Raw genomic sequence first — 19,656 nt, 5'->3', positions numbered from 1 at the left:
TTAACAAAGCCGAGCGTTAGGGAATTGTAAAATCATAACAACTAGTTAACCTGACATGAGGGTGAAACAATGGCATTTAGAAATGAAGAGGACAAAAAAGCCTATTGGAGTGAAAACCTTGCACTCCTCGCTAAGCTTTTAGTCGTTTGGTTCATCGTATCATTTGGTGCCGGCATACTGTTTGTCGATATCTTAAATGAAATTCAGTTTTTTGGCTTTAAATTAGGCTTCTGGTTTGCACAACAGGGCTCGATTTACGTATTTGTTGCATTGATCTTTGTCTATATGGCGAAGATGAACGCCATGGACAAACGCTACGGCGTAGATGAGGAGTAAATCATGGACGTTCAAACTTTAACATTTATTATCGTTGGCGCGTCATTTGCGCTGTATATTGCAATTGCAATTTGGGCCCGCGCAGGGTCGACTAATGACTTTTACGTAGCGGGCGGCGGCGTGCCGCCTGTTATGAACGGAATGGCGACAGCGGCAGACTGGATGTCGGCAGCCTCGTTCATCTCAATGGCAGGCCTTATCTCATTTATGGGGTACGACGGTGCGGTTTATCTAATGGGGTGGACCGGCGGTTATGTTTTGCTTGCGCTCTGCTTAGCTCCCTATTTACGCAAATTCGGTAAATTTACGGTGCCTGATTTCATTGGTGATCGTTACTATTCACAAACTGCACGTACGGTTGCGGTATTTTGTGCAATCTTCGTTTGCTTCACATATGTTGCAGGTCAAATGCGTGGCGTAGGTGTGGTATTCAGCCGCTTCTTAGAGGTTGATATTGTGTCTGGCGTGGTGATCGGCATGGTTATCGTGTTCTTCTACACAGTACTTGGCGGTATGAAAGGTATTACCTATACACAGGTTGCGCAGTATTGTGTAATGATTTTCGCTTACATTGTACCAGCGGTATTTATCTCTATGATGGTAACAGGGCACATCCTGCCGCAAACTGGCTTCGGTGCTACTCTTGCTGACGGTTCGGGGGTGCATATGCTGCAAAAACTCGATAATTTATCCGTCGAACTGGGCTTTAACGAATACACCTCGGGGACGAAAAGTACCATCGATGTGTTCTTTATTACTTTTGCGTTGATGGTGGGTACTGCAGGTCTTCCCCACGTAATCGTTCGCTTCTTCACAGTGCCTAAAGTTCATGATGCGCGTAAATCAGCAGGTTATGCCTTAGCGTTTATTGCCATTCTTTATACTACAGCACCGTCGTTAGCAGCGTTTGCTCGTGTGAATATGATAGAAACCATCAACGGCCCAGAAATGACGGGAACCAGCTATGAAGAAGCACCGTCGTGGATTAAAAACTGGGAGCAAACAGGCCTTATTTCATATGAAGATAAGAACGGCGATGGCAAGATGTTCTATTCGGGTGACGAGCGCAACGAAATGAAAGTTGACCGCGATATCATGGTACTGGCTAACCCTGAAATTGCGAACTTACCTGCGTGGGTTATTGCACTCGTTGCAGCGGGTGGTGTGGCAGCCGCGCTGTCAACGTCTGCAGGCTTGCTATTGGTTATTTCAACGTCTGTTTCCCATGATTTACTGAAACGAAACTTTATGCCAAATATTACCGATAAAGCCGAGCTCATGTATGCGCGACTTGCTGCAGGGGTGGCTATTGTCATAGCGGGCTACTTCGGTATTAATCCGCCAGGCTTCGTGGCACAGGTGGTGGCATTTGCCTTTGGTCTAGCGGCGTCGAGTTTCTTCCCAGCAATTATTATGGGTATCTTCAGCAAGCGCATGAACGATAAAGGTGCTATTGCTGGTATGATTTCAGGTATTGTGTTCACAGCGGCTTACATTATTTACTTTAAATTTGTAAACCCAGCGGCCAATACGCCTGACAACTGGTGGTTTGGTATTTCTCCTGAAGGTATTGGTACCTTAGGTATGATGGTGAACTTCATTGTTGCTTTCCTCGTGTTTAAAGCAACAGATGAAGCGCCTGAAGAAATTCAAGAGCTGGTAGAAAGTATTCGTTATCCTAAAGGGGCGGGTGAAGCGTCAGCGCACTAGGCCCTTTAATAAGTAACTACTTACAACGTGTAAAGCCGGTCTGCAGTATTAAAAGCCAGACCGGCTTCTTTGTTTGTATTGATAAGAAAACAAAAGGATAAGATATGGCGGCGATTGCAAAACAAGTTGAAGACTTTTTGTCTACTTCAGCGCCATTTGACACTTTAAATCCCGAGCAGAGAAAAGGGCTTATCCAACACGCTCTACTGGTATATGTAACGCCTGAGAATGTCTCTGAAATTACCAATGCTTCAAGGTGTTTGTTTCTTATCCAAAGCGGCCAGTTTTCTGTGAGCGATAAAGACAATTCGCCGAGGCATTTGAGCGAAGGTGATTACTTTGGTTACTCTACGCTTTTTGATAGTAAGCCAGTAGCGCTTACGATAGCAGTAGATAGCCCTGGACTCGTTTATATTTTTAGAGCTGATGATGTAAAAAAGCTGCTGGTTTTGCCTTCGGTCAACCGTTTTTTTGTTGGGTTGAGGCATGACGCATTACAAAATAATGCGATATCAGATTCTAACTCAATGTGGTTATACAAGGCTCTTACTGATGTTATCGACAAAGCACCGGTATCCACGGAAGTGAGCACGTCAATTTCATCAGCCGCAGCTTTGATGTCGAAGGAAAAGGTATCTTCTTTATTAATCACAGAAAACGGTAATCTTACAGGGATAGTAACTGACAGAGATTTGCGCTCCCGTGTTGTTGCGACAGCAATGAATACAAAATACGCTATACAAACGGTGATGACGTCTAAGCCAGTTCAGATACAGGTTAATCGCACCTTATTTGATGCTATGGCGTTAATGACAGAGAAAAATATTCATCACTTACCTGTAATCGACCAAGAGTCAAACCGTCCTTTAGGCATGATAACTGCCAGTGACATTATTCGTCATCAGCGCGGGAATGTCTTATTTATTATTGGTGAACTCTCCAAAGCAGAGAGTCTTTATGAGCTAACACGGTTAAGTTGGCAGCTACCACATTATTTTGCGGCGCACGCTAAGCGGGCAGGTGATTATGACATTGCAGGCAAGATATTGTCTCAGGCGACAGACATTATGACGCGAAAACTGATCAGTTTTTTTCAGGAAGAACATGGTAAAGCGCCCATGATGTTTGCATGGTTAGTGTATGGCTCTCAAGCAAGAGAAGATCAAACGATGGGTTCGGATCAAGATAACGGACTATTGCTTGAACGCGAACCGGACAATGCCCAAGCCAGCTATTTTTCAGCGATGGCGAATTATGTTTGTAGGGGGCTCGCCAAGTGCGGGATTAAATTATGCGATGGCAATATTATGGCAAGTAATCCTGCACTGACGCTATCACTAGAGAGGGCAGTTAAAGAGGCGAAAGAGTGGGTGGACGCGCCGACTAAAGATGCAATCATGCACTTTAATATCTTTCTCGATGTTCGTTGTGCCGCCGGTGATACCAGCTTATTTAAGGTACTCCAAAAGCGCAGGGCACCTTTATTAAGGCAAAAGATGTTTTTGGCTGCGCTTGCACGGCACAGCAACGAGGTGTCAGTGCCGCTTTCAATGTTTCAAAAATTCATTTACGAGAAAGGCGAAAAGCAAAAAGATACGATTGATCTGAAAAAAAGAGCGGTCGCGATAATCAATAATATCGTTAGGATTTATGCGCTTGCCGACGGTGTAGGCGTACCCGGTACGCTAGCGCGTCTATCAGCCCTGTCTTCATCGTCACTATTATCCAGTAAAGATGCAACAAACTTAAAAGATATTTGGCTTTTTTTGAATCGGTTGAGATGGCGTCACCAGCTCTCAAATAGTGTAACCGATAACAAGGTACCTATAAGCATGCTGTCTTCCATAGAAAAGCATCAGCTTAAAGCCGCGTTTAAAGCTATTGAACGTACTAATCAAGCAATGGTGATGAAGTTTGCGGGTGGAATAGCTTAAGGGATGTCGTCAATAAGAGCGAAGTTAGTGGCATAATCATCATGTTCAATAAAGTACTTAATTATGTGCTTACGCCTATTATTGATAGAAAGCTTTTTTACGAAAAGTTAGGCGTATTAGGACGGCAACCCATAAACTATACAGCGTTAGATTTAGAGCTTACATCATTGGATAAACGGTGCACTGAAATTACGTCAATGGGTTATGTCAGTGGTGTGAATGGCGTTATCGACCTTGCTTCTTGCCGTTATGACGTAATTAACTCAAGCGCAGATTTAGGGCAGAGTCCAGTTATCCATGGACTTACCGAGAGCATACTAGCAGAAGGTTGTGTATTGTCCGACGCCCTTTTACGGATGTTGCCGCGGTTAAATGATTCTATCGTGGTATTTCACAATGCGCGTCTGGATCTAGCCGCTTTGCACAATGCTTTTGTAAAACATAAATTGCCTCAAGTACGAGTACTCTTTGTAGATACCTTAACGCTGGCGCTTTATCACTTGAGAAAGCAGCATCAAGTACTCCCTTTGCAAAGCGCAACGTTGTCGGTTTGTCGACAAAGATTGGGGTTACCAAACTTTCCAGAACACAACGCACTAGACGATGCGCTGGCAACATTAGAATTATATTTCGCTCAGTTGCAGCAGCTCGGACTTGAGAAACCATATAATGTAAAGGAACTTAGTCACACTGGAGCGTTGGGCGTAATGAGAATAGGGGAATGTTGATAATGTGAAAAAAGTCATTCACGCGTTCAAACATAGACTTAGGCAGAGTAGCTTTTAACTGATGACTTGTTTGCGCGTGGGGGGGCGTAAAACGTATTACGGCCGGAAGTCTTCGCTGAGTAAAGGTTCTTGTCAGCCTCAAGCATGACAAAATCTATCGTTTTATTATCGTTAGCTTCTTTAACTGCAATGCCCGCACTAACAGTAACACGAGAGAATTCTGAAGAAGCGTGAGCGATGTTGAGATCGTACACCAGTTTTAATAAGCGTTCAGTGACCGAAATTGCGCCTTGCAAATCGGTATTTGGAAGTATAGCTAAGAATTCCTCGCCACCAATACGTACAAGCTTATCCATTGGGCGCATGAGCGCTTCATTAATCGTTTTACTGACTTTCCAAAGACAGCTATCTCCGTCAAGATGGCCATACATGTCGTTGTACAACTTGAAATGGTCAACGTCAAAAATGACCAACGACAGAGGTGAAATATTTCTTGCTCCTTCTTTCACTAGCCTTGGCAAGTAATCGTCCAAATAATGGCGATTGTAAGCACCTGTCAGTTTATCGATATAGATGAGTTGTTCTAATAAATCGTTGCGGAGCTTATGCTGTAGGTGAGACTTAACACGATTTCTTAGGGTACAAGCATTGACTGGCTTAATGACAAAATCAACGCAGCCTGATTCCCAACATTTTGTCTGCTCGTCATCGCTTGAAGATGATGTAACAAACATTACCGGTATGTTGGCAAGCGCTGGCTTTGACCTGAGAATTTTCGTTGTTTCATGACCGTCTAAATCAGGCATGGAAACATCCATTAAAATCAGGTCCGGCACATGTGACTCACAGTAGTCTATCGCATGCTGCCCAGAACTAACAGCTATGCACGTTACGGTGTCTTCTAGCAGCGTTTCAAGCACGAGTCTGCTGCTTGCCTGGTCGTCGACAATTAACACACTGCAATCAGCAAGTGTCCGTTGACCGACATCGTCTATATACACAGCCCATTTATCCATCATGAAATACCGTAAATAAGGGTAACGCCCTATTGTTTAAATGTGCATTATTCAAAGGTCTAGTTTTGTTCATCCGAGTAACGACATTTAATGCGTGAGCAGGGATGTGTCGCTAGATAAATAAACGTGTAATGGCTAGGATGAATACGCCAAACGTTGACAACACGCCCACTATATAGAAATAACTCCGAGGACTGGGATTTTTCTCTGTTGCCAACAGGTAATAAAGCGCCATGTGCGCGAGCCTTGCGAAGAAATAACACCAGACAAGTATTGCGAGCAAAGTCGTTGAAGCACCAAGAAAAATGCACAAGATAGCAGGTAGCGTGAATTGATGAACGTTTTCGAGCGAGTTGTGAAAAGTACGATGACTTCTAAATACAAAACTGTCGTGACTTAATTCTTCACTCACTTTTCCTGGTATGTACCGGCTTTGTTTTCGGTGTGCAATTGCAGCAACGATGTTTTGTACAAATACCATCAGGCTTATCGCAAGAAGACCTGCAATGCTGTAGAAGTAAGTAGAAAACATATAAGCGACCTTTCTAAAAAGATGCCTGTATGCATCTTTTGAACAGGGCATCGCAACCGTGAATTGCAATTTTGTACTCAGATGGGGAGTAAATGGATCGGTTATAGCACGAAAGAGTGTTGAGCGTTTCAATACCGCCCAACACATCTTTTGGAACCTACTTCGAGTTAGAGTGCCTTTTGGACTTCGCTTGGCAGAAGCACTGTGTCAATAACGTGAATTACGCCATTACTTGTCATCACGTCTGCCTTGATGACTGTGGCATTGTTTATTTTGACGTTGCCGCCCATTACGGATATCGCGACGTCACTACCTTCAACGGTAGACGCACTTTTTAGACCGGTGACTTCTTTCGATGTAACCTTGCCCGCAACAACATGATAGGTAAGAATTTTTACGAGCGTTGCTTTGTTTTCTGGCTTAAGAAGCATTTCCAGAGTGCCGTCTGGTAATGCAGCAAACGCATCGTTGGTGGGGGCAAACACGGTAAATGGGCCATCACCCTTTAACGTTGAAACTAAATCACCTGCTTTAACTGCTGCAACGAGTGTGGAGAACATTTCATTTCTTGCTGCTGTGTCAACAATGTCTTTATGTTCAGACATTTTGTGATGTCCAGCCAAGGCAGCGGTTGAAACGAAAACAAACAGAAATAAACTAATAAGTTTTTTCATTCTTAATCCATCCGATTGGTTATTAAACAAAAATTTAAGGGTTTATGTCATTCAACACCTTTCGCACCTTTTTCTACGCTGTAAGATGCACTTCGAAATTCGTCGAGTTCAGGTCTGATACGCCATTAATAAAAAATATGATGATTAAGTTTCTTTAACGACGCAAAAAACAGATCAATGTCTCTGAGGAGCGCAATGAAAGCGATAAGTATCGTCCATACGATATGCACTGTTATAAGCTCTTGTTGCGACTACCACGCACGTGCTGATGTAAATGGAATGTAAAGTTAGGGGCGGGTGCTATAATAAAAAGGTCGGGGGCGTAAAGGATAGTAACTTATGAATACTCGCCGAGTGTGGATGTTTGGTTTTGTTTTTTTGGCTTTATTAAGCGGTACTGTCACGGGGTGCAAAAGCATTCCAAACACAAACACAAGTGAAGAAATCAAGCTGCTTGATGATACGCTATTTCCTTTACACCATGCATTTGCTGTTGAGTCGTCAGAAGAAATCTTTCATTTAGAAGAAGACGCTCTGTTATTTGCAGAGCACGCTGTTAATCAAAAGGGCGCCTTTAAAAAAGACATCAAAAAGTTTGTAAAAACTATTTTTGAACATTCAGATAAAGGGATGCGTTATCGTAATAGCGCGAATACAACAGCAAACGTAACGTTCAATAACCGTGCTGCAAATTGTTTGTCATTGTCTATCATGACCTATGCATTGGCGGAACATGCTGGGTTACATGCCAAATTTTTCGAAGTTGATATTCCAGAGTATTGGACGAGGCGCGAAGGCTACAGCCTATTGAATGGCCACATAAATTTGCGCGTATCTCTGCCAAGTGACTATAAAAGCAGCGTAATTGGAGAAAAGTGGGCTGACGTAGACTTCGACCCACAAGCACTTCGAAATCTGTTTCCGAGAGTGGCAGTATCGAAAGAAAAAGTTATCGCTATGTTTTACAACAACAAAGGTGCAGACGCGATATTAGCCAACAGCTACACAAAAGCGTACAGCTATTTTCGAGCAGCAGCAAAAATTGCGCCTGAGTTGCAGCAAAGTTGGGCCAATTTAGGTGTGCTATATAGGATGGTAGGCGCCTATGAACAAGCTGAAAATGTTTATAAATATACGTTGTCGGTGGATGACGATAACTTAACTGCATGGGAGAATTTATCAATACTCTATCGCTATCAAGGCAAAACAGAAGAGGCCGCTCGAATAAGTGAGATGGTTAAGAGAAAACGCCTCGATAATCCCTTTTATCATTATATATTGGGTGAACAAGCGCTTGAGCAAGGCGATATCGAGTTCGCAGTTGAGCACTTTAAGGCTGGCTTGAAATTAGATGATAAAAATCACGAAATTTTGTTTGCGTTGGCAAGAGCTTACCTCCTGCAAAAAGACATGATCATGGCACAAAGCTACATAAAGAAAGCGGCTCGCCACAGTGACAACGAACAGGATCGGCTGCGTTATACGGCTAAACTCTCGAGCTTGCCAAGTAATACCGGCCCACGTTGATATAGCATGAAAGGACAAAAAAAAGCCGCAGACAAGCTGCGGCAAAATAACACTACAAAAGGAACTTAACTTATATAACGCCCAGCTCACGAAGGCGTTCTTGCAGGTATGAGCCCGCGGTATGACGTTCTGAAAGAACAACATCTGGTCTAGGGTGTAAAAATAGTGGCAATGAAATACGAGATTTCGTCATGTCAGTGCCATCTGGGTTAACAACCCTATGTGTAGTTGATGGGAAATATCCGCCTGATGCTTCTTGAAGCATATCGCCAATATTCACAATCAAGTTCCCGAAATCACAAGGAACGTCAATCCAACTACCGTCTTTAGCTTGTACTTGCAATCCAGGCTCGTTGGCTGCCGGTAAGATAGTAATTAAATTAATATCTTCGTGAGCCGCTGCGCGAATTGCGTCTACTTCTTCATCACCTTTTAGTGGAGGGTAGTGCAGTATGCGCAGCAAGGTTTGATCAGAATCTTTGATCATATTGCCTAGCGGTTGACTGTACTTATCACTCACCTCTGTCGGAGAATGTTTTTCTATCCAACCCAATAGCTCTTTCGCTAATGTATTTGCTTCCTCATAGTACTGAGAAATCTGCGGGTGTAGTGCTTCTGGGCACTGGCCCCACGGATAGAAGTGGTAATACTCTTTAATATCTTTTTTCGTAAAGCCTTTGGCTATCTCAGATACACTCTGAGGGAAAAATCCGTCTTGTTTACCTTTGTTGTACAGGTAATCGTTCTTCTCTTCACTGTCGAAGAAGCCCTGCCAATTGTCGTAAATACCCTGAACTAATGACTGTTGGATAGGGTGATTTTTTAAAACACCGAACCCTGTCTCGCGAAGTGACTTCACGAATTCTTCTTGTGCGTTTTCCGCTTGGTAATCAACAGCAACTAATTGCATAACTTTATCCCGTATATTTTGACTGCGGCATTATAAAGGTAGACGGGCTACAGAAAAAAGTCGCAGAAATTGACATAAATCAACCCCGCGAGGAATTTGCGCGTAATTTACAGAAACCTGACCAGTTAGTCTAGTGAAATCTTGACCAACTGGTCCAAATTAATGAAATTTAACCAAGAGAGAGGTAAAAGCCCGCTAGCGCGGCGCTCATTAAGTTAGATAACGTTGCAGCAATAACAGCTTTTAACCCCAGTCTCGCAATTTCTTTTCTGCGTGTTGGTGCCATGGCACCAATTCCACCCATCAAAATAGCGATAGAAGAGAAGTTTGCAAAACCACAAAGTGCAAAGGTGATAATGGCCTGAGATGCTTCAGAAAGCTGAGATTGGTTTTCTAAGAAATTAAGGTAGGCAACAAACTCGTTAACCACCATTTTCTGCCCAATAAAGCTGCCTGCAAGTTGCGCTTCCTCCCATGGTACGCCGATTGCCCATGCAAGAGGTTGAAGCACATAACCCAGGATCCCTTCAAACGTCACGTTTTCATAGCCTAAAAGCCCAGCTGTCCAGCCAATAAGACCGTTTAGCATTGCGATAAGTGCTATGAAAGCAAGTAGCATTGCACCTACGTTTAACGCAAGTTGCATGCCTGATGCGGCGCCACTGGCAGCCGCATCAAATACATTGGCGTAGCCGGTATCTTCCGCGTCTACGTCATGTAAATCTTCATTAGGCTTGCCGGTTTCTGGCAAAATGATTTTTGCCATAAGTAAGCCACCTGGCGCAGCCATAAAGCTGGCTGCTAGAAGGTATTTAAGGTCCACGCCCATTCCAGCGTAGCCAGCCATTACTGAACCTGCAATTGACGCTAAGCCACCCACCATAATGGCAAACAGTTCAGAGCTAGTCATGTGAGGAATGAAAGGCCGAACTACTAAAGGCGCCTCGGTTTGACCCACAAAGATGTTGGCAGCAGAAGACATGGATTCTGGACGACTTGTGCCCAGTGCTTTCTGTAAAAAGCCACCGATAACTTTGATGATCAAGCCCATCACTTTGAGGTGATAAAGAACAGCTATAAGCGCTGAGAAAAACACAATAACAGGAAGTACGTTAAACGCGAAAATGAACGCAATCGATTTGTCACCGATAGGACCGAACAGGAAATTAATACCTTCTTGGCTATAAGCGATAATGTTGGCAACAAAACGTGTTGCACTTAACAACACTTCCTTACCAGGTTCAGAATAGAGGACAAATGCGCCAACAGATGCTTGAATTGCAAATGCGCCACCAACGGTGCGCCAATTTATATTGCGTTTCGCCGATGACAACGCGAAAGCAATACCCAGAAGGACTGCAATGCCCAATAAACTTACCATAGTAATGTTCCCTTAAAGAAGCGCTTGCTGAATGTGTGATTTGATCACATCTAATGCAATTTGGTTTTTGCCACCTTGCGTCACTACTACGTCGGCAGTGAAGCGGCTTGGTTCGATAAATTGATGATACATAGGCTTAACCGTTTCTTCATACTGTTTTGCCACAGATTCAATACTACGACCGCGCTCTTTGAGGTCGCGCATCATTCTACGCATCAAACAAATATCAAGGGGCGTATCAATGAAAATCTTCACGTCATACAAAGGAAGTAGATCAGTACGGGCAAGCAGCATTATTCCTTCAAGAATAATGACTGGCGCAGGATTAAGACGCTCAGTTTCAGGCAAACGCGTATGCGTTTTATAGCAGTAATGTGGATAGTCAATGGGCTGACCATCGCGCAATGCTTGTAAGTGTGCTTTTAAAAGCTCATGTTCAAATGCATTGGGGTGATCATAGTTGTTCTTCTCACGCTGTTCCATGGGAAGATGATCTTGCGCACGGTAGTAGTGATCTTCGCGCAGCACTTGAACAGGGCGGCCTTGAGCACTGAAGCCGTTAAACAAATTTTTTGTAAAAAGAGACTTCCCAGAGCCAGAAGCTCCAGAAATGGCAATAATAAGTGGCGATTGCATAGTACTATAAAGCTGATTTTGTTGGTGCAAAGATACGCGTTTAGGCCTCGCGAATCAATGTTATATTCACAAGTTCTCGGTTTTTGGATCGGTCTTTGCTAGAACTTTATCGTATTTTCAAGGTATTGCAGGGTGTTAATGAGAAAACAAAAAAAGTAAAAAACTTTCCAGTTGGTCAGATTTTAACACCAGTCTACCTGCGTATTAATTGCCAATGATTTCTATATTATCTTCCTTAATGCTGACTAAAGCGTATGAGTGTTGCTTAGAACGCGACCCTTCACCCTGGGCCCTAGGTGGGTAAAATGTATCTTTTTCTTCTGGGAAGTCAGCGAAAACTTCATCTAAAGCAGCGCGTATTTCGCTCAGTGTTTTATCTAAATTCGCATTAAAATCAGGACGTTTTCGTTTTGTATGGCCTAATTCAATTAAGCGGCCAAAACTCTTATTTGCGAGCGTCATAAGTTCGTGAGGAATATCTTTATGCGGAGGTAAAGACTCACCTGGGTTCTCGATACAGTATTTTACTAACGCAGTGTAAAAACAAAGCGGTTTGTTTTGAAGGTTGACCGCTTTGTTATCGACACCGTTGGAAATGGTTTTATCCTGAAGACTTATGATTAACCTCGGTGAAGGCGGTATAATTACGTCGTCAAATTCATCAGATTTGGGTTTTGTTTTATCTGTTACTGAGAATAGCGGAACGAGTAAAATAGACGCTATAAAGGCAGTCCAGCTAAACTGTAGCGATTGATAAAGTGATTTGCTTTTCAGTTGTATTGAAATTGTTTGCTCTGCATTATCAAATGTTGCTTCGTGAAGAGAAGGGTAGGTGTCGCTGTCTATGTCGATGCTGACGTTTTGGATCGATAGCACGATGACTGGCGTTTTCTGTGTTTTTAACACATTGTTTAACCGCGTAATATATCTGCGAACCGCATACTGGTTTACCGGTGTCCCAAGGGTTTTACTGCCAATATCAATGAAAGCACTGTCGAGAATTATCCGATGCTCAATGTTATCGATTGCGTGATTTATCGACGATTTATAGGAAAAGAAGTTGGCAATAAGTGCACATGTCGTTAGCGCTAAGAACAAGCCCAACCAAATGAAAAAAGCTTTAGCCTTAATGTCAAAATGAAGAGGTTTGTTACTCATTTTTTGCACCCCTCAACCAGTGAAATATTTCTGTAATATGGTCGCGGGTGGGTTGTGGCAATATCATTAATTACTGATTGGACAGCACAAAAGAGATCGGTGTTCTTTGTCTGCATTTTTAAATACCATTGCATACCGCTTACACTTTCTAGCAATGGTGCTGCGTAATTTTTCGAAAACTTTTCACTGTCCTCCTGCGCCCAGTAGGTCGAAATTATGTCAATTTCTCCTGCTAGTAAGGCCCTACGCAGCTCTTTGTGCGAGCTGTAATATACAATGTCTACATTACTGTCGGTAAGTCCAAGTTCATGAAGCACCGTTTTAGGAACAATGTGACCGGAGCGACTGCTAGGGTAGTCAAGTAGACCTATCCTTTTACCGAGTATGTACTCTTTAGTAAGCTGGGGTTTTTCTCTCAGTGATATAAAGAAAGCAGAGTAGTCTGGGTGGGCTGCAACTTTGGTAAGGCCATAAATTTGATCAGCGCCAAATGCATCAACGATATTTTTTTTCACTAAGGCAAGGTCTGCAACGCCGTGGTTAATGTAGCGAAAGGTATCATAATCACTCTGTCCAATGATGACATTTATTGCGTTGTATTGACGTTTTATAGTGGCGTCGGAGCAAAGTCGCTCGTTTACCATGTACGCAATGCGAACATCAGTAATATACGCTAAAAAAACATCGTTATTTTCATCTAAACCTGTTTTGCAGGTTAATAATTGACCAGTTTGCGGCGGAATGTCATGATAGGCGCTAGAATTTTTTACATAGCCGACTACGCTACATATTAATGCGGCTACGGCGAGTATGTACCATTTGCAGTGAGTAATAATTCTAAAATCCGTCAAAAAAACGACCAAATGAATTAACGATTTATGGTGTAATTTCACCAGTTAAACTTACTTATTGCAATAGGTAAGTTTATTTTTAATTGGTAAGATGCTGATATTTGGTTATTTTTTATAGGTTAATTTGATTTTTAATAAACGCTGGTTATTGATGAATTATCTGGTGAGAATAGGAACCGACAATCGCCGTGAATTGACGACAATAATAATAAGTAAATTAACTTGACCATCTGGTCAAGAAAAAATTTTCGAAGTCAAAGGCCTAAGGGGATTGCTGTTAAATAAAAATGTAAAACTGTAATAAAATTGACATGAACCTTTATAACAATTCCAGCGGTTCATTTTAATTACAGGTCGCCCCGGGAAAACCCTACAAGCGGCCCCAAAGATATCTAAACAATAAGGGAAACACACATGAACTTTAAAGCGAAGCTAAGTCGCGTTGCGATTGCTGTTGCTGTTTCTGCAGGCCTAGCTGGTACAGTTATGGCCCAGACGACAACATCGTCAATCAGAGGTAACGTTGTCAGTGAAGCAGGTTCGGACCTTTCTGGTGCGACAGTAACAATTAAACACGAACCTACAGGAACAACGTCTGTTGCGACGACAAATGAAAGCGGAACGTTTTCATCTCGTGGTCTTCGCGTTGGTGGTCCTTACACTATTACTATTAGCGGTGATGGTTTTGTTCCAGCAAAATTAGAAAATGTATATCTTGCTCTTGACCAAGCGCTTGAATTACCTATCACGTTAGCATCTGCAAGATCTACCGAGGTTATTACCGTAACGGGAAGTGCAGCTGGAACCGGATACACGAACGAAGCATTAAGCACGAGCCTTGGTCTTGAAGCGCTTCAGCAAGTAGTATCAATTGACCGTGACATTACAGACGCAGCGCAGCTTGACCCATTTGCATCTGTTAACGTTCAAAGCGGTGGCTCAAAGGAGCTTAGCATTGCGGGCGCTAACAACAAGTTCAACTCTTTAACAGTAGACGGCGTAGCATTGAATGACCGTTTCGGTCTTAACGCTAACGGCTACCCTACACAGCGTTCTCCAATTTCTTATGATGCGATTGAGTCTTTGTCAATTCAAACCGCACCATTCGATGTTGAATACAACGGCTTTACCGGTGGTACGATTAACGCTGTAACCAAATCGGGTACAAACGATTTCCACGGTTCACTTAGCTATTACTACACTGACGATTCACTTGCTGGTGATCAAAACGGCGATGAAGACTTCAATTTTGATTTTGAAGAGAAAACGTTCGTTGCTACGCTTGGTGGTCCACTAATTAAAGACAAGCTTTTCTTCTTCGTTGCTTACGACAAGTTTGAATCAGTTGCGCCACTCAACCGTGGTCCTGCGGGTTCTGGTGCAGTTAACGAAGTACCAACCATCACATTAGATGACGTAGCTCAGGTTTCTCAAATCGTTTCAGACGTTTGGGGCTTCGACATTGGTGGCTTCCAAAAAGATGACGTACAAGATGAAAAGATTCTTGCTAACATCGACTGGAACATTAATGACGATCACCGCGCTAAGTTTACTTATATGCTTACCGACGGTAACTCAATTAATGAACAAAACGGTAATAACTTCCTAACTAATGACGAAGTTCTTGGTGCATCTTCTGCATGGTATGACCGTTCTGAAAAAGTTGAAAGCTTCATCGCACACGTTTTCTCTGACTGGACAGCAGATTTCTCTACACAGTTCAAGATTGCGAAAACTACCCAAGCTACTGGCCAAAACTCGCTAAACGGTGCTGAGTTCCCTAACTTTGCTGTTTTCTTGCGTGAAGTAGATGGCGATGAAAACTACCTAACAATTGGTCCAGACCGTTTCCGTCACGGTAACTCACTTGACCAAGACTTCTTCCAAATTAAGCTAGTGGGTATTTACACAACTGGCGACCACATCATGAAGCTTGGTTACGAGCGTGAAGAAGTTGACGTAAACAACTTATTTGCACAAAACTCGGAAGGTTCATACTTATTCGACAGCATCGAAGACTTGGCAAATGCTCAGGCATCAGCACTTCTTTACAATAACGCTGTAACAAATAACGAGAACGATCTTCGTGCAATCTGGGGTTACAACTACAACTCGCTTTACTTCCAAGACTCATGGGAAGCGACAGCTGAGTTAACTATCGATGCCGGTATCCGTTATGACTGGTACGAGTCTGAAGGTTCTATCCGTGAGAACCAAAATTTCGTAGATCGTTACGGTTATTCAAACACAAACGACATTGACGGACTGGATGTAATCCTTCCTCGTGTTTCATTCCAGTGGTATGCGTCTGACTACACAACTGTACGTGGTGGTATTGGTCGTTTCTCTGGTGGTGCTCCAAGTGTTTGGGTTTCAAACAGCTACTCAAATGATGGCGTAATTTCTGACGATTACCAAGACTTTGGTTCTGGCCAGACATACCAAGTGCCGACTACACCAGACCCTGTTACAGGTCAGTACATCCCTCAGAATATTCTTGACCTGCTTGCTAACATCGAGCCGGATGGCGATGTGAATGCGTTGGCGAATGACTTTGATATCCCAACAACGTGGAAAGTAAGCTTAGGTGTTGCACACGAACCTGAGATGGAAGCACTTGAAGGTTGGTTATTCTCTGCCGATGTACTTTACAACAAGCTTGAAAATGCGACCTACTGGTACGATCAACGTTGTGAAAACCCTGTAGGTACTGCACCAGATGGCCGCGGCGTTTATGATTGTAGTGAAGGTCCAGAGGCTATTGTTACAGGTTCAGTAGACGAAGGTGACTCAATCCTTTACGCACTGTCAGCATCGAAAGCGTGGGACACGTCATACGGCTCGTTTGACTTCTTCACCAGCTACACGTTTGCTGATGTAGAAGATGTGGGCTACGGTACGTCGTCAACAGCAACGTCTAACTACTCTGACTTTGCAGCTTATGATCGTCAGCAGCCACGTGCTGGTACGTCTAACTTCCAGACTGAGCACCTATGGAAAATGCGCTTTAACTGGAAAAAAGAAATTGTTGATGGGTACGAAACAACAGTTTCAATCTTTGCAGAGCGTCGTTCTGGCCAGCCATACAGCTACACGTTTGATGAAAACAACGCGTGTGTCCTAGATGTTGGTGGCGGTCGTTGTGCACGTGAGAGCCGTAATGATGACGCAGGTCACCTGTTGTACGTGCCGTCTGGTCTTGATGATCCATTGTTCGCGTCTACCTCATTTGGTGGAAACCTTATCGAGCAACAAGCGTTCATGGATTACATTAATGACTCTGAGTTAGCACAATACAAAGGCGGCATTGCTGCTCGTAATGGCGATAACTCGCGCTGGTCAACAATTATTGACGTTCGTATTCAGCAAGAACTACCTGCGTTCTATCCAGAGCACAAACTTACAGTGTTCTTTGATATAGAAAACTTCGGTAACCTACTGAATGACGACTGGGGCCGTATCGAGCGTACTCGCTATGAATATGAGCGTGCAGTTGTTTCTGCAAAAATCGTTGATGGTCAATATGAATACTTTGACCTAAACAGCGACAGCCGTATTAAGAACCTTGAAGTACTTGACCAGTCAGTATGGCAAGTACAGTTCGGTATCAAGTACGACTTCTAATCACATAACGTGAAACAATTGTAGTGTTAGGTGCCACTCTCCTTATATAGGAAGTGGCACTTTTTTATGCCTGAAATAAAACCTCGCAATTCAACTTACCTCTCTGTTGTTCAACGAACAATGAACTTATAAATGATCTAACTCCCACCTTAACGCGAACCAATGATGTACTTTAATCAAAGCGTTTTGATACAAGGAGCAATCATGTCTAAAAGCATGTTAATGGTGATGACATCTCATGAATTAATGGGTGATACAGGTAAGAAAACAGGAATGTGGCTTGAGGAATTTGCAGCACCTTACTACGCCTTCAAAGATGCGGGATACAGCATAACACTTGCATCTCCTATGGGTGGGCAAGTACCTATCGATCCTAATAGTTTGGCTGACGACGCAATGACGGACGATGCCGTGCGTTACACAAAGGATGAAATAGCACGTAGTGCCATAGCGTCGACAATCCCACTTGAAGATGTGCGGGCTGATGAGTTTGATGCAGTGTTTTATCCAGGAGGTCACGGCCCGTTATGGGACCTTTCTGATAATGCGCACTCAATAAAACTCATCGAAGACACTATTGCAGCTAACAAGCCTGTTGGTGCCGTCTGTCACGCCCCTATCGTACTTAAGGATGTGAAAACACCTGCTGGCCAATATTTGGTCGAAGGTAAGCAAGTTACGGGTTTTACCAATAGTGAAGAGGCTGCAATGGAGCTTACTGAAGTAGTGCCATATTTGGTGGAAGACGAGTTAGTTAAGAAAGGCGGAAAGTTTGAAAAAGCAGATGACTTTGCAGTAAAAGTTTGCACCGATGGTTTATTGGTGACGGGACAAAATCCGCCATCGTCACGTCCTGCAGCTGATGCGCTTATCAAACTGTTGGCTTAGTAGTTATTTTCATATTGCCACGAAAAACCGCATTTTATACAAATGCGGTTTTCTAGCGTTCGTTACACGTTTTCGAATAAATCCTCAACTCGTTGACGTAGTTCCTCAATTTGTGAAACGTCGGCTGGTGCAATGAAGATGGTATCGTCGCCTGCTATCGTACCTAATACACCATCTTTTTTACTTAGTGAGTCCAGAAGGCGGGCGATTAGCTGCGCAGCGCCGGGACTTGTTCTGATAATCACCATAACGTTATTGTGCACAATATCTAATACCAGCTGCTTGAGGGGGCTTTTCGCCGTTGGCATGCCGAGTTCAGGGGGTAAGCAATACACCATGTCTCCACGGGCATTTCTGGTGCGTACAGCACCAAATTTGCTAAGCATTCGAGATATTTTTGATTGGCTTATGTTGTCGAAGCCTTGACCTTTCAGAGCCTCTACAATATCGCCCTGTGAACCATAGCTCTCAGCTTTAAGTATTTCTTTAAAAGCTTTAATCAGTTGCTCTTGTTTTGCGTTAGCCATTAGCGCTCTTTTCTGTGTTGTAGGTGATTAACAATATAGATGTTTTTTATGTGCACTATATTGTGCCGTACAGGTGGACTTTACGCAATTTGTTTGCATAATCACTCATGATAATGAATATCCCATTAATATCGTCATAAATACGCTAAGTAAGACGATCCGGTGATTGAGTTTTCCCCCGCGTTGCATTAGTGTGACGCTCCGTTTAAATACGTGAAGTAATCCCATAGGAGAAATGGTATGAAAGTAGCCGTGTTAGGTGCTGCCGGTGGTATTGGTCAGGCGCTGTCTTTGTTGTTGAAAACACAATTGCCAGCAGGTTCAGATTTAGCGCTTTACGATGTCGCGCCAGTTGTTCCTGGTGTTGCCGTTGATTTGAGTCACATTCCCACTGCGGTAAAAGTAACCGGTCACGGTAAAGATGACCTAGCTGATGCATTAACTGGAGCAGACGTAGTTCTAATTCCAGCTGGTATGCCTCGTAAGCCAGGTATGGATCGTTCTGATCTGTTCAACATCAACGCCGGCATTGTTAAAAACCTAATTGAAGGTGTAGCTGATAACTGCCCGAACGCGTGTGTTGGTATCATCACTAACCCAGTGAACACTACCGTTGCTATTGCAGCTGAAACGCTAAAAGCAAAAGGCGTTTACGACAAGAACAAGCTTTTCGGTGTAACGACACTAGACGTTATCCGTGCAGAAACCTTTGTTGCTGAACTTAAAGGTGTAGACGTATCTTCTGTGCACGTACCGGTAATCGGCGGTCACTCTGGTACAACTATCCTTCCTCTACTTTCACAAGTTGAAGGCGTAGAGTTCACAGACGAAGAAGTTGCTAGCCTAACTACTCGTATCCAAAACGCGGGTACTGAAGTTGTTGAAGCTAAAGCGGGCGGCGGTTCTGCAACCCTATCTATGGGTCAAGCAGCGGCACGTTTCTGTCTATCTCTAGTTGCAGCAATGCAAGGTGAGAACGTGGTTGAGTACACTTATGTACAGACTGACGACAGCGACGACGCAGCATTCTTTGCACACCCAGTTCGCCTTGGCGCAAACGGTGTTGAAGAAATCTTGCCATACGGTGAGCTAAGCGCGTTTGAAGAAAAAGCGAAAAACGACATGCTTGAAGGCCTACGTGGTGACATCAAGCTAGGCGTTGATTTCGTAAACGGCTAATAGTGCTAAAAGCGGATGCATTAGCATCCGCTTGAAAAGGCTGGA

General features: G+C 43.4%; 17 protein-coding genes. 8 read left to right on the top strand and 9 right to left on the bottom strand.

Translation table 11 applies throughout. The features are described from left to right. The first annotated feature begins 69 nt into the window (after positions 1 to 69). The 4 genes from BK026_RS11740 to BK026_RS11725 all read left to right on the top strand — a co-directional run bounded on the left by BK026_RS11740 (position 70) and on the right by BK026_RS11725 (position 4,708). Positions 70 to 336: a DUF4212 domain-containing protein gene (locus tag BK026_RS11740; protein ID WP_039216401.1), complete on the top strand. Its 267-nt coding sequence runs from the start codon at positions 70 to 72 to the stop codon at positions 334 to 336. Positions 337 to 339: 3 nt separating this feature from the next. Further along, the gene (locus tag BK026_RS11735; protein WP_071816014.1) at positions 340 to 2,046 is read left to right on the top strand and encodes a sodium:solute symporter family protein; all 1,707 of its coding nucleotides are present in this window, start codon (positions 340 to 342) and stop codon (positions 2,044 to 2,046) included. Positions 2,047 to 2,150: 104 nt separating this feature from the next. Further along, the gene (locus tag BK026_RS11730; protein ID WP_071816013.1) at positions 2,151 to 3,980 is read left to right on the top strand and encodes a DUF294 nucleotidyltransferase-like domain-containing protein; all 1,830 of its coding nucleotides are present in this window, start codon (positions 2,151 to 2,153) and stop codon (positions 3,978 to 3,980) included. A 41-nt stretch (positions 3,981 to 4,021) separates the two neighbouring features. Continuing rightward, a complete protein-coding gene (locus tag BK026_RS11725; RefSeq protein ID WP_071816012.1) occupies positions 4,022 to 4,708 on the top strand; it encodes a 3'-5' exonuclease in 687 nt (228 codons plus the stop codon). A gap of 38 nt (positions 4,709 to 4,746) precedes the next feature. Here BK026_RS11725 and BK026_RS11720 read toward each other — a convergent pair whose 3' ends face one another. The 3 genes from BK026_RS11720 to BK026_RS11710 all read right to left on the bottom strand — a co-directional run bounded on the left by BK026_RS11720 (position 4,747) and on the right by BK026_RS11710 (position 6,930). Then, a complete protein-coding gene (locus tag BK026_RS11720; protein WP_083575165.1) occupies positions 4,747 to 5,709 on the bottom strand; it encodes a diguanylate cyclase in 963 nt (320 codons plus the stop codon). Between the two features lie 127 nt (positions 5,710 to 5,836). Beyond that, a complete protein-coding gene (locus BK026_RS11715) occupies positions 5,837 to 6,256 on the bottom strand; it encodes an MAPEG family protein (protein WP_071816010.1) in 420 nt (139 codons plus the stop codon). Positions 6,257 to 6,423: 167 nt separating this feature from the next. After that, a complete protein-coding gene (locus BK026_RS11710) occupies positions 6,424 to 6,930 on the bottom strand; it encodes a fasciclin domain-containing protein (protein ID WP_071816009.1) in 507 nt (168 codons plus the stop codon). Between the two features lie 339 nt (positions 6,931 to 7,269). Here BK026_RS11710 and BK026_RS11705 point away from each other — a divergent pair, with 339 nt between their 5' ends. Next, complete coding sequence (locus BK026_RS11705; RefSeq protein WP_143142124.1) at positions 7,270 to 8,457, top strand: tetratricopeptide repeat protein; 1,188 nt, start codon at positions 7,270 to 7,272, stop codon at positions 8,455 to 8,457. Positions 8,458 to 8,527: 70 nt separating this feature from the next. Here the strand turns inward: BK026_RS11705 and BK026_RS11700 are convergent, their stop codons facing one another. The 5 genes from BK026_RS11700 to BK026_RS11680 form a co-directional block, all read right to left on the bottom strand. Beyond that, on the bottom strand, positions 8,528 to 9,367 hold the full coding sequence (locus BK026_RS11700; RefSeq protein WP_071816007.1) for an isopenicillin N synthase family oxygenase: 840 nt from the start codon (positions 9,365 to 9,367) through the stop codon (positions 8,528 to 8,530). Positions 9,368 to 9,536: 169 nt separating this feature from the next. Beyond that, the gene (locus tag BK026_RS11695; RefSeq protein ID WP_071816006.1) at positions 9,537 to 10,748 is read right to left on the bottom strand and encodes a NupC/NupG family nucleoside CNT transporter; all 1,212 of its coding nucleotides are present in this window, start codon (positions 10,746 to 10,748) and stop codon (positions 9,537 to 9,539) included. 12 nt (positions 10,749 to 10,760) lie between these two features. Further along, the gene (udk, locus tag BK026_RS11690; RefSeq protein WP_014950808.1) at positions 10,761 to 11,384 is read right to left on the bottom strand and encodes a uridine kinase; all 624 of its coding nucleotides are present in this window, start codon (positions 11,382 to 11,384) and stop codon (positions 10,761 to 10,763) included. A 204-nt stretch (positions 11,385 to 11,588) separates the two neighbouring features. After that, positions 11,589 to 12,542 (bottom strand): hypothetical protein, encoded by a 954-nt coding sequence (locus BK026_RS11685; RefSeq protein WP_071816005.1) that lies wholly within the window; start codon positions 12,540 to 12,542, stop codon positions 11,589 to 11,591. Then, positions 12,539 to 13,435 (bottom strand): hypothetical protein, encoded by an 897-nt coding sequence (locus BK026_RS11680; protein WP_071816004.1) that lies wholly within the window; start codon positions 13,433 to 13,435, stop codon positions 12,539 to 12,541. The genes BK026_RS11685 and BK026_RS11680 overlap by 4 nt, the downstream gene beginning before the upstream one ends. A 372-nt stretch (positions 13,436 to 13,807) precedes the next feature. On the opposite strand from BK026_RS11680, the gene BK026_RS11675 reads away from it, so the two are divergent. Together BK026_RS11675 and BK026_RS11670 are read left to right on the top strand one after the other, a co-directional pair. Next, complete coding sequence (locus BK026_RS11675; protein ID WP_071816003.1) at positions 13,808 to 17,017, top strand: TonB-dependent receptor; 3,210 nt, start codon at positions 13,808 to 13,810, stop codon at positions 17,015 to 17,017. Positions 17,018 to 17,221: 204 nt separating this feature from the next. After that, positions 17,222 to 17,905, top strand: coding sequence for a type 1 glutamine amidotransferase domain-containing protein (locus BK026_RS11670; protein ID WP_071817624.1), 684 nt, complete (start codon positions 17,222 to 17,224; stop codon positions 17,903 to 17,905). A gap of 62 nt (positions 17,906 to 17,967) precedes the next feature. Here the strand turns inward: BK026_RS11670 and argR are convergent, their stop codons facing one another. After that, entirely contained in the window at positions 17,968 to 18,432 is a 465-nt protein-coding gene (gene argR / locus BK026_RS11665; RefSeq protein WP_071816002.1) for a transcriptional regulator ArgR, read from the bottom strand. Between the two features lie 240 nt (positions 18,433 to 18,672). On the opposite strand from argR, the gene mdh reads away from it, so the two are divergent. Beyond that, entirely contained in the window at positions 18,673 to 19,611 is a 939-nt protein-coding gene (gene mdh / locus BK026_RS11660; RefSeq protein ID WP_014950802.1) for a malate dehydrogenase, read from the top strand. The last annotated feature ends 45 nt before the right edge of the window (positions 19,612 to 19,656 follow it).

The sequence above is a fragment of the Alteromonas sp. V450 genome, from assembly GCF_001885075.1.
GTDB lineage: Bacteria > Pseudomonadota > Gammaproteobacteria > Enterobacterales > Alteromonadaceae > Alteromonas.
The sequence above is the reverse complement of the archived record's forward strand: the minus strand, read 5'-3'. Positions and strand labels throughout refer to the sequence as shown.

Bases quoted from the DNA above. Each gene is read 5' to 3' on its own strand.
- BK026_RS11740 (WP_039216401.1), top strand. From the start codon at position 70: ATGGCATTTAGAAATGAAGAGGACAAAAAAGCCTATTGGAGTGAAAAC.
- BK026_RS11735 (WP_071816014.1), top strand. From the start codon at position 340: ATGGACGTTCAAACTTTAACATTTATTATCGTTGGCGCGTCATTTGCG.
- BK026_RS11730 (WP_071816013.1), top strand. From the start codon at position 2,151: ATGGCGGCGATTGCAAAACAAGTTGAAGACTTTTTGTCTACTTCAGCG.
- BK026_RS11725 (WP_071816012.1), top strand. From the start codon at position 4,022: ATGTTCAATAAAGTACTTAATTATGTGCTTACGCCTATTATTGATAGA.
- BK026_RS11715 (WP_071816010.1), bottom strand. From the start codon at position 6,256: ATGTTTTCTACTTACTTCTACAGCATTGCAGGTCTTCTTGCGATAAGC.
- BK026_RS11710 (WP_071816009.1), bottom strand. From the start codon at position 6,930: ATGAAAAAACTTATTAGTTTATTTCTGTTTGTTTTCGTTTCAACCGCT.
- BK026_RS11705 (WP_143142124.1), top strand. From the start codon at position 7,270: ATGAATACTCGCCGAGTGTGGATGTTTGGTTTTGTTTTTTTGGCTTTA.
- BK026_RS11700 (WP_071816007.1), bottom strand. From the start codon at position 9,367: ATGCAATTAGTTGCTGTTGATTACCAAGCGGAAAACGCACAAGAAGAA.
- BK026_RS11695 (WP_071816006.1), bottom strand. From the start codon at position 10,748: ATGGTAAGTTTATTGGGCATTGCAGTCCTTCTGGGTATTGCTTTCGCG.
- udk (WP_014950808.1), bottom strand. From the start codon at position 11,384: ATGCAATCGCCACTTATTATTGCCATTTCTGGAGCTTCTGGCTCTGGG.
- BK026_RS11685 (WP_071816005.1), bottom strand. From the start codon at position 12,542: ATGAGTAACAAACCTCTTCATTTTGACATTAAGGCTAAAGCTTTTTTC.
- BK026_RS11675 (WP_071816003.1), top strand. From the start codon at position 13,808: ATGAACTTTAAAGCGAAGCTAAGTCGCGTTGCGATTGCTGTTGCTGTT.
- BK026_RS11670 (WP_071817624.1), top strand. From the start codon at position 17,222: ATGTCTAAAAGCATGTTAATGGTGATGACATCTCATGAATTAATGGGT.
- argR (WP_071816002.1), bottom strand. From the start codon at position 18,432: ATGGCTAACGCAAAACAAGAGCAACTGATTAAAGCTTTTAAAGAAATA.
- mdh (WP_014950802.1), top strand. From the start codon at position 18,673: ATGAAAGTAGCCGTGTTAGGTGCTGCCGGTGGTATTGGTCAGGCGCTG.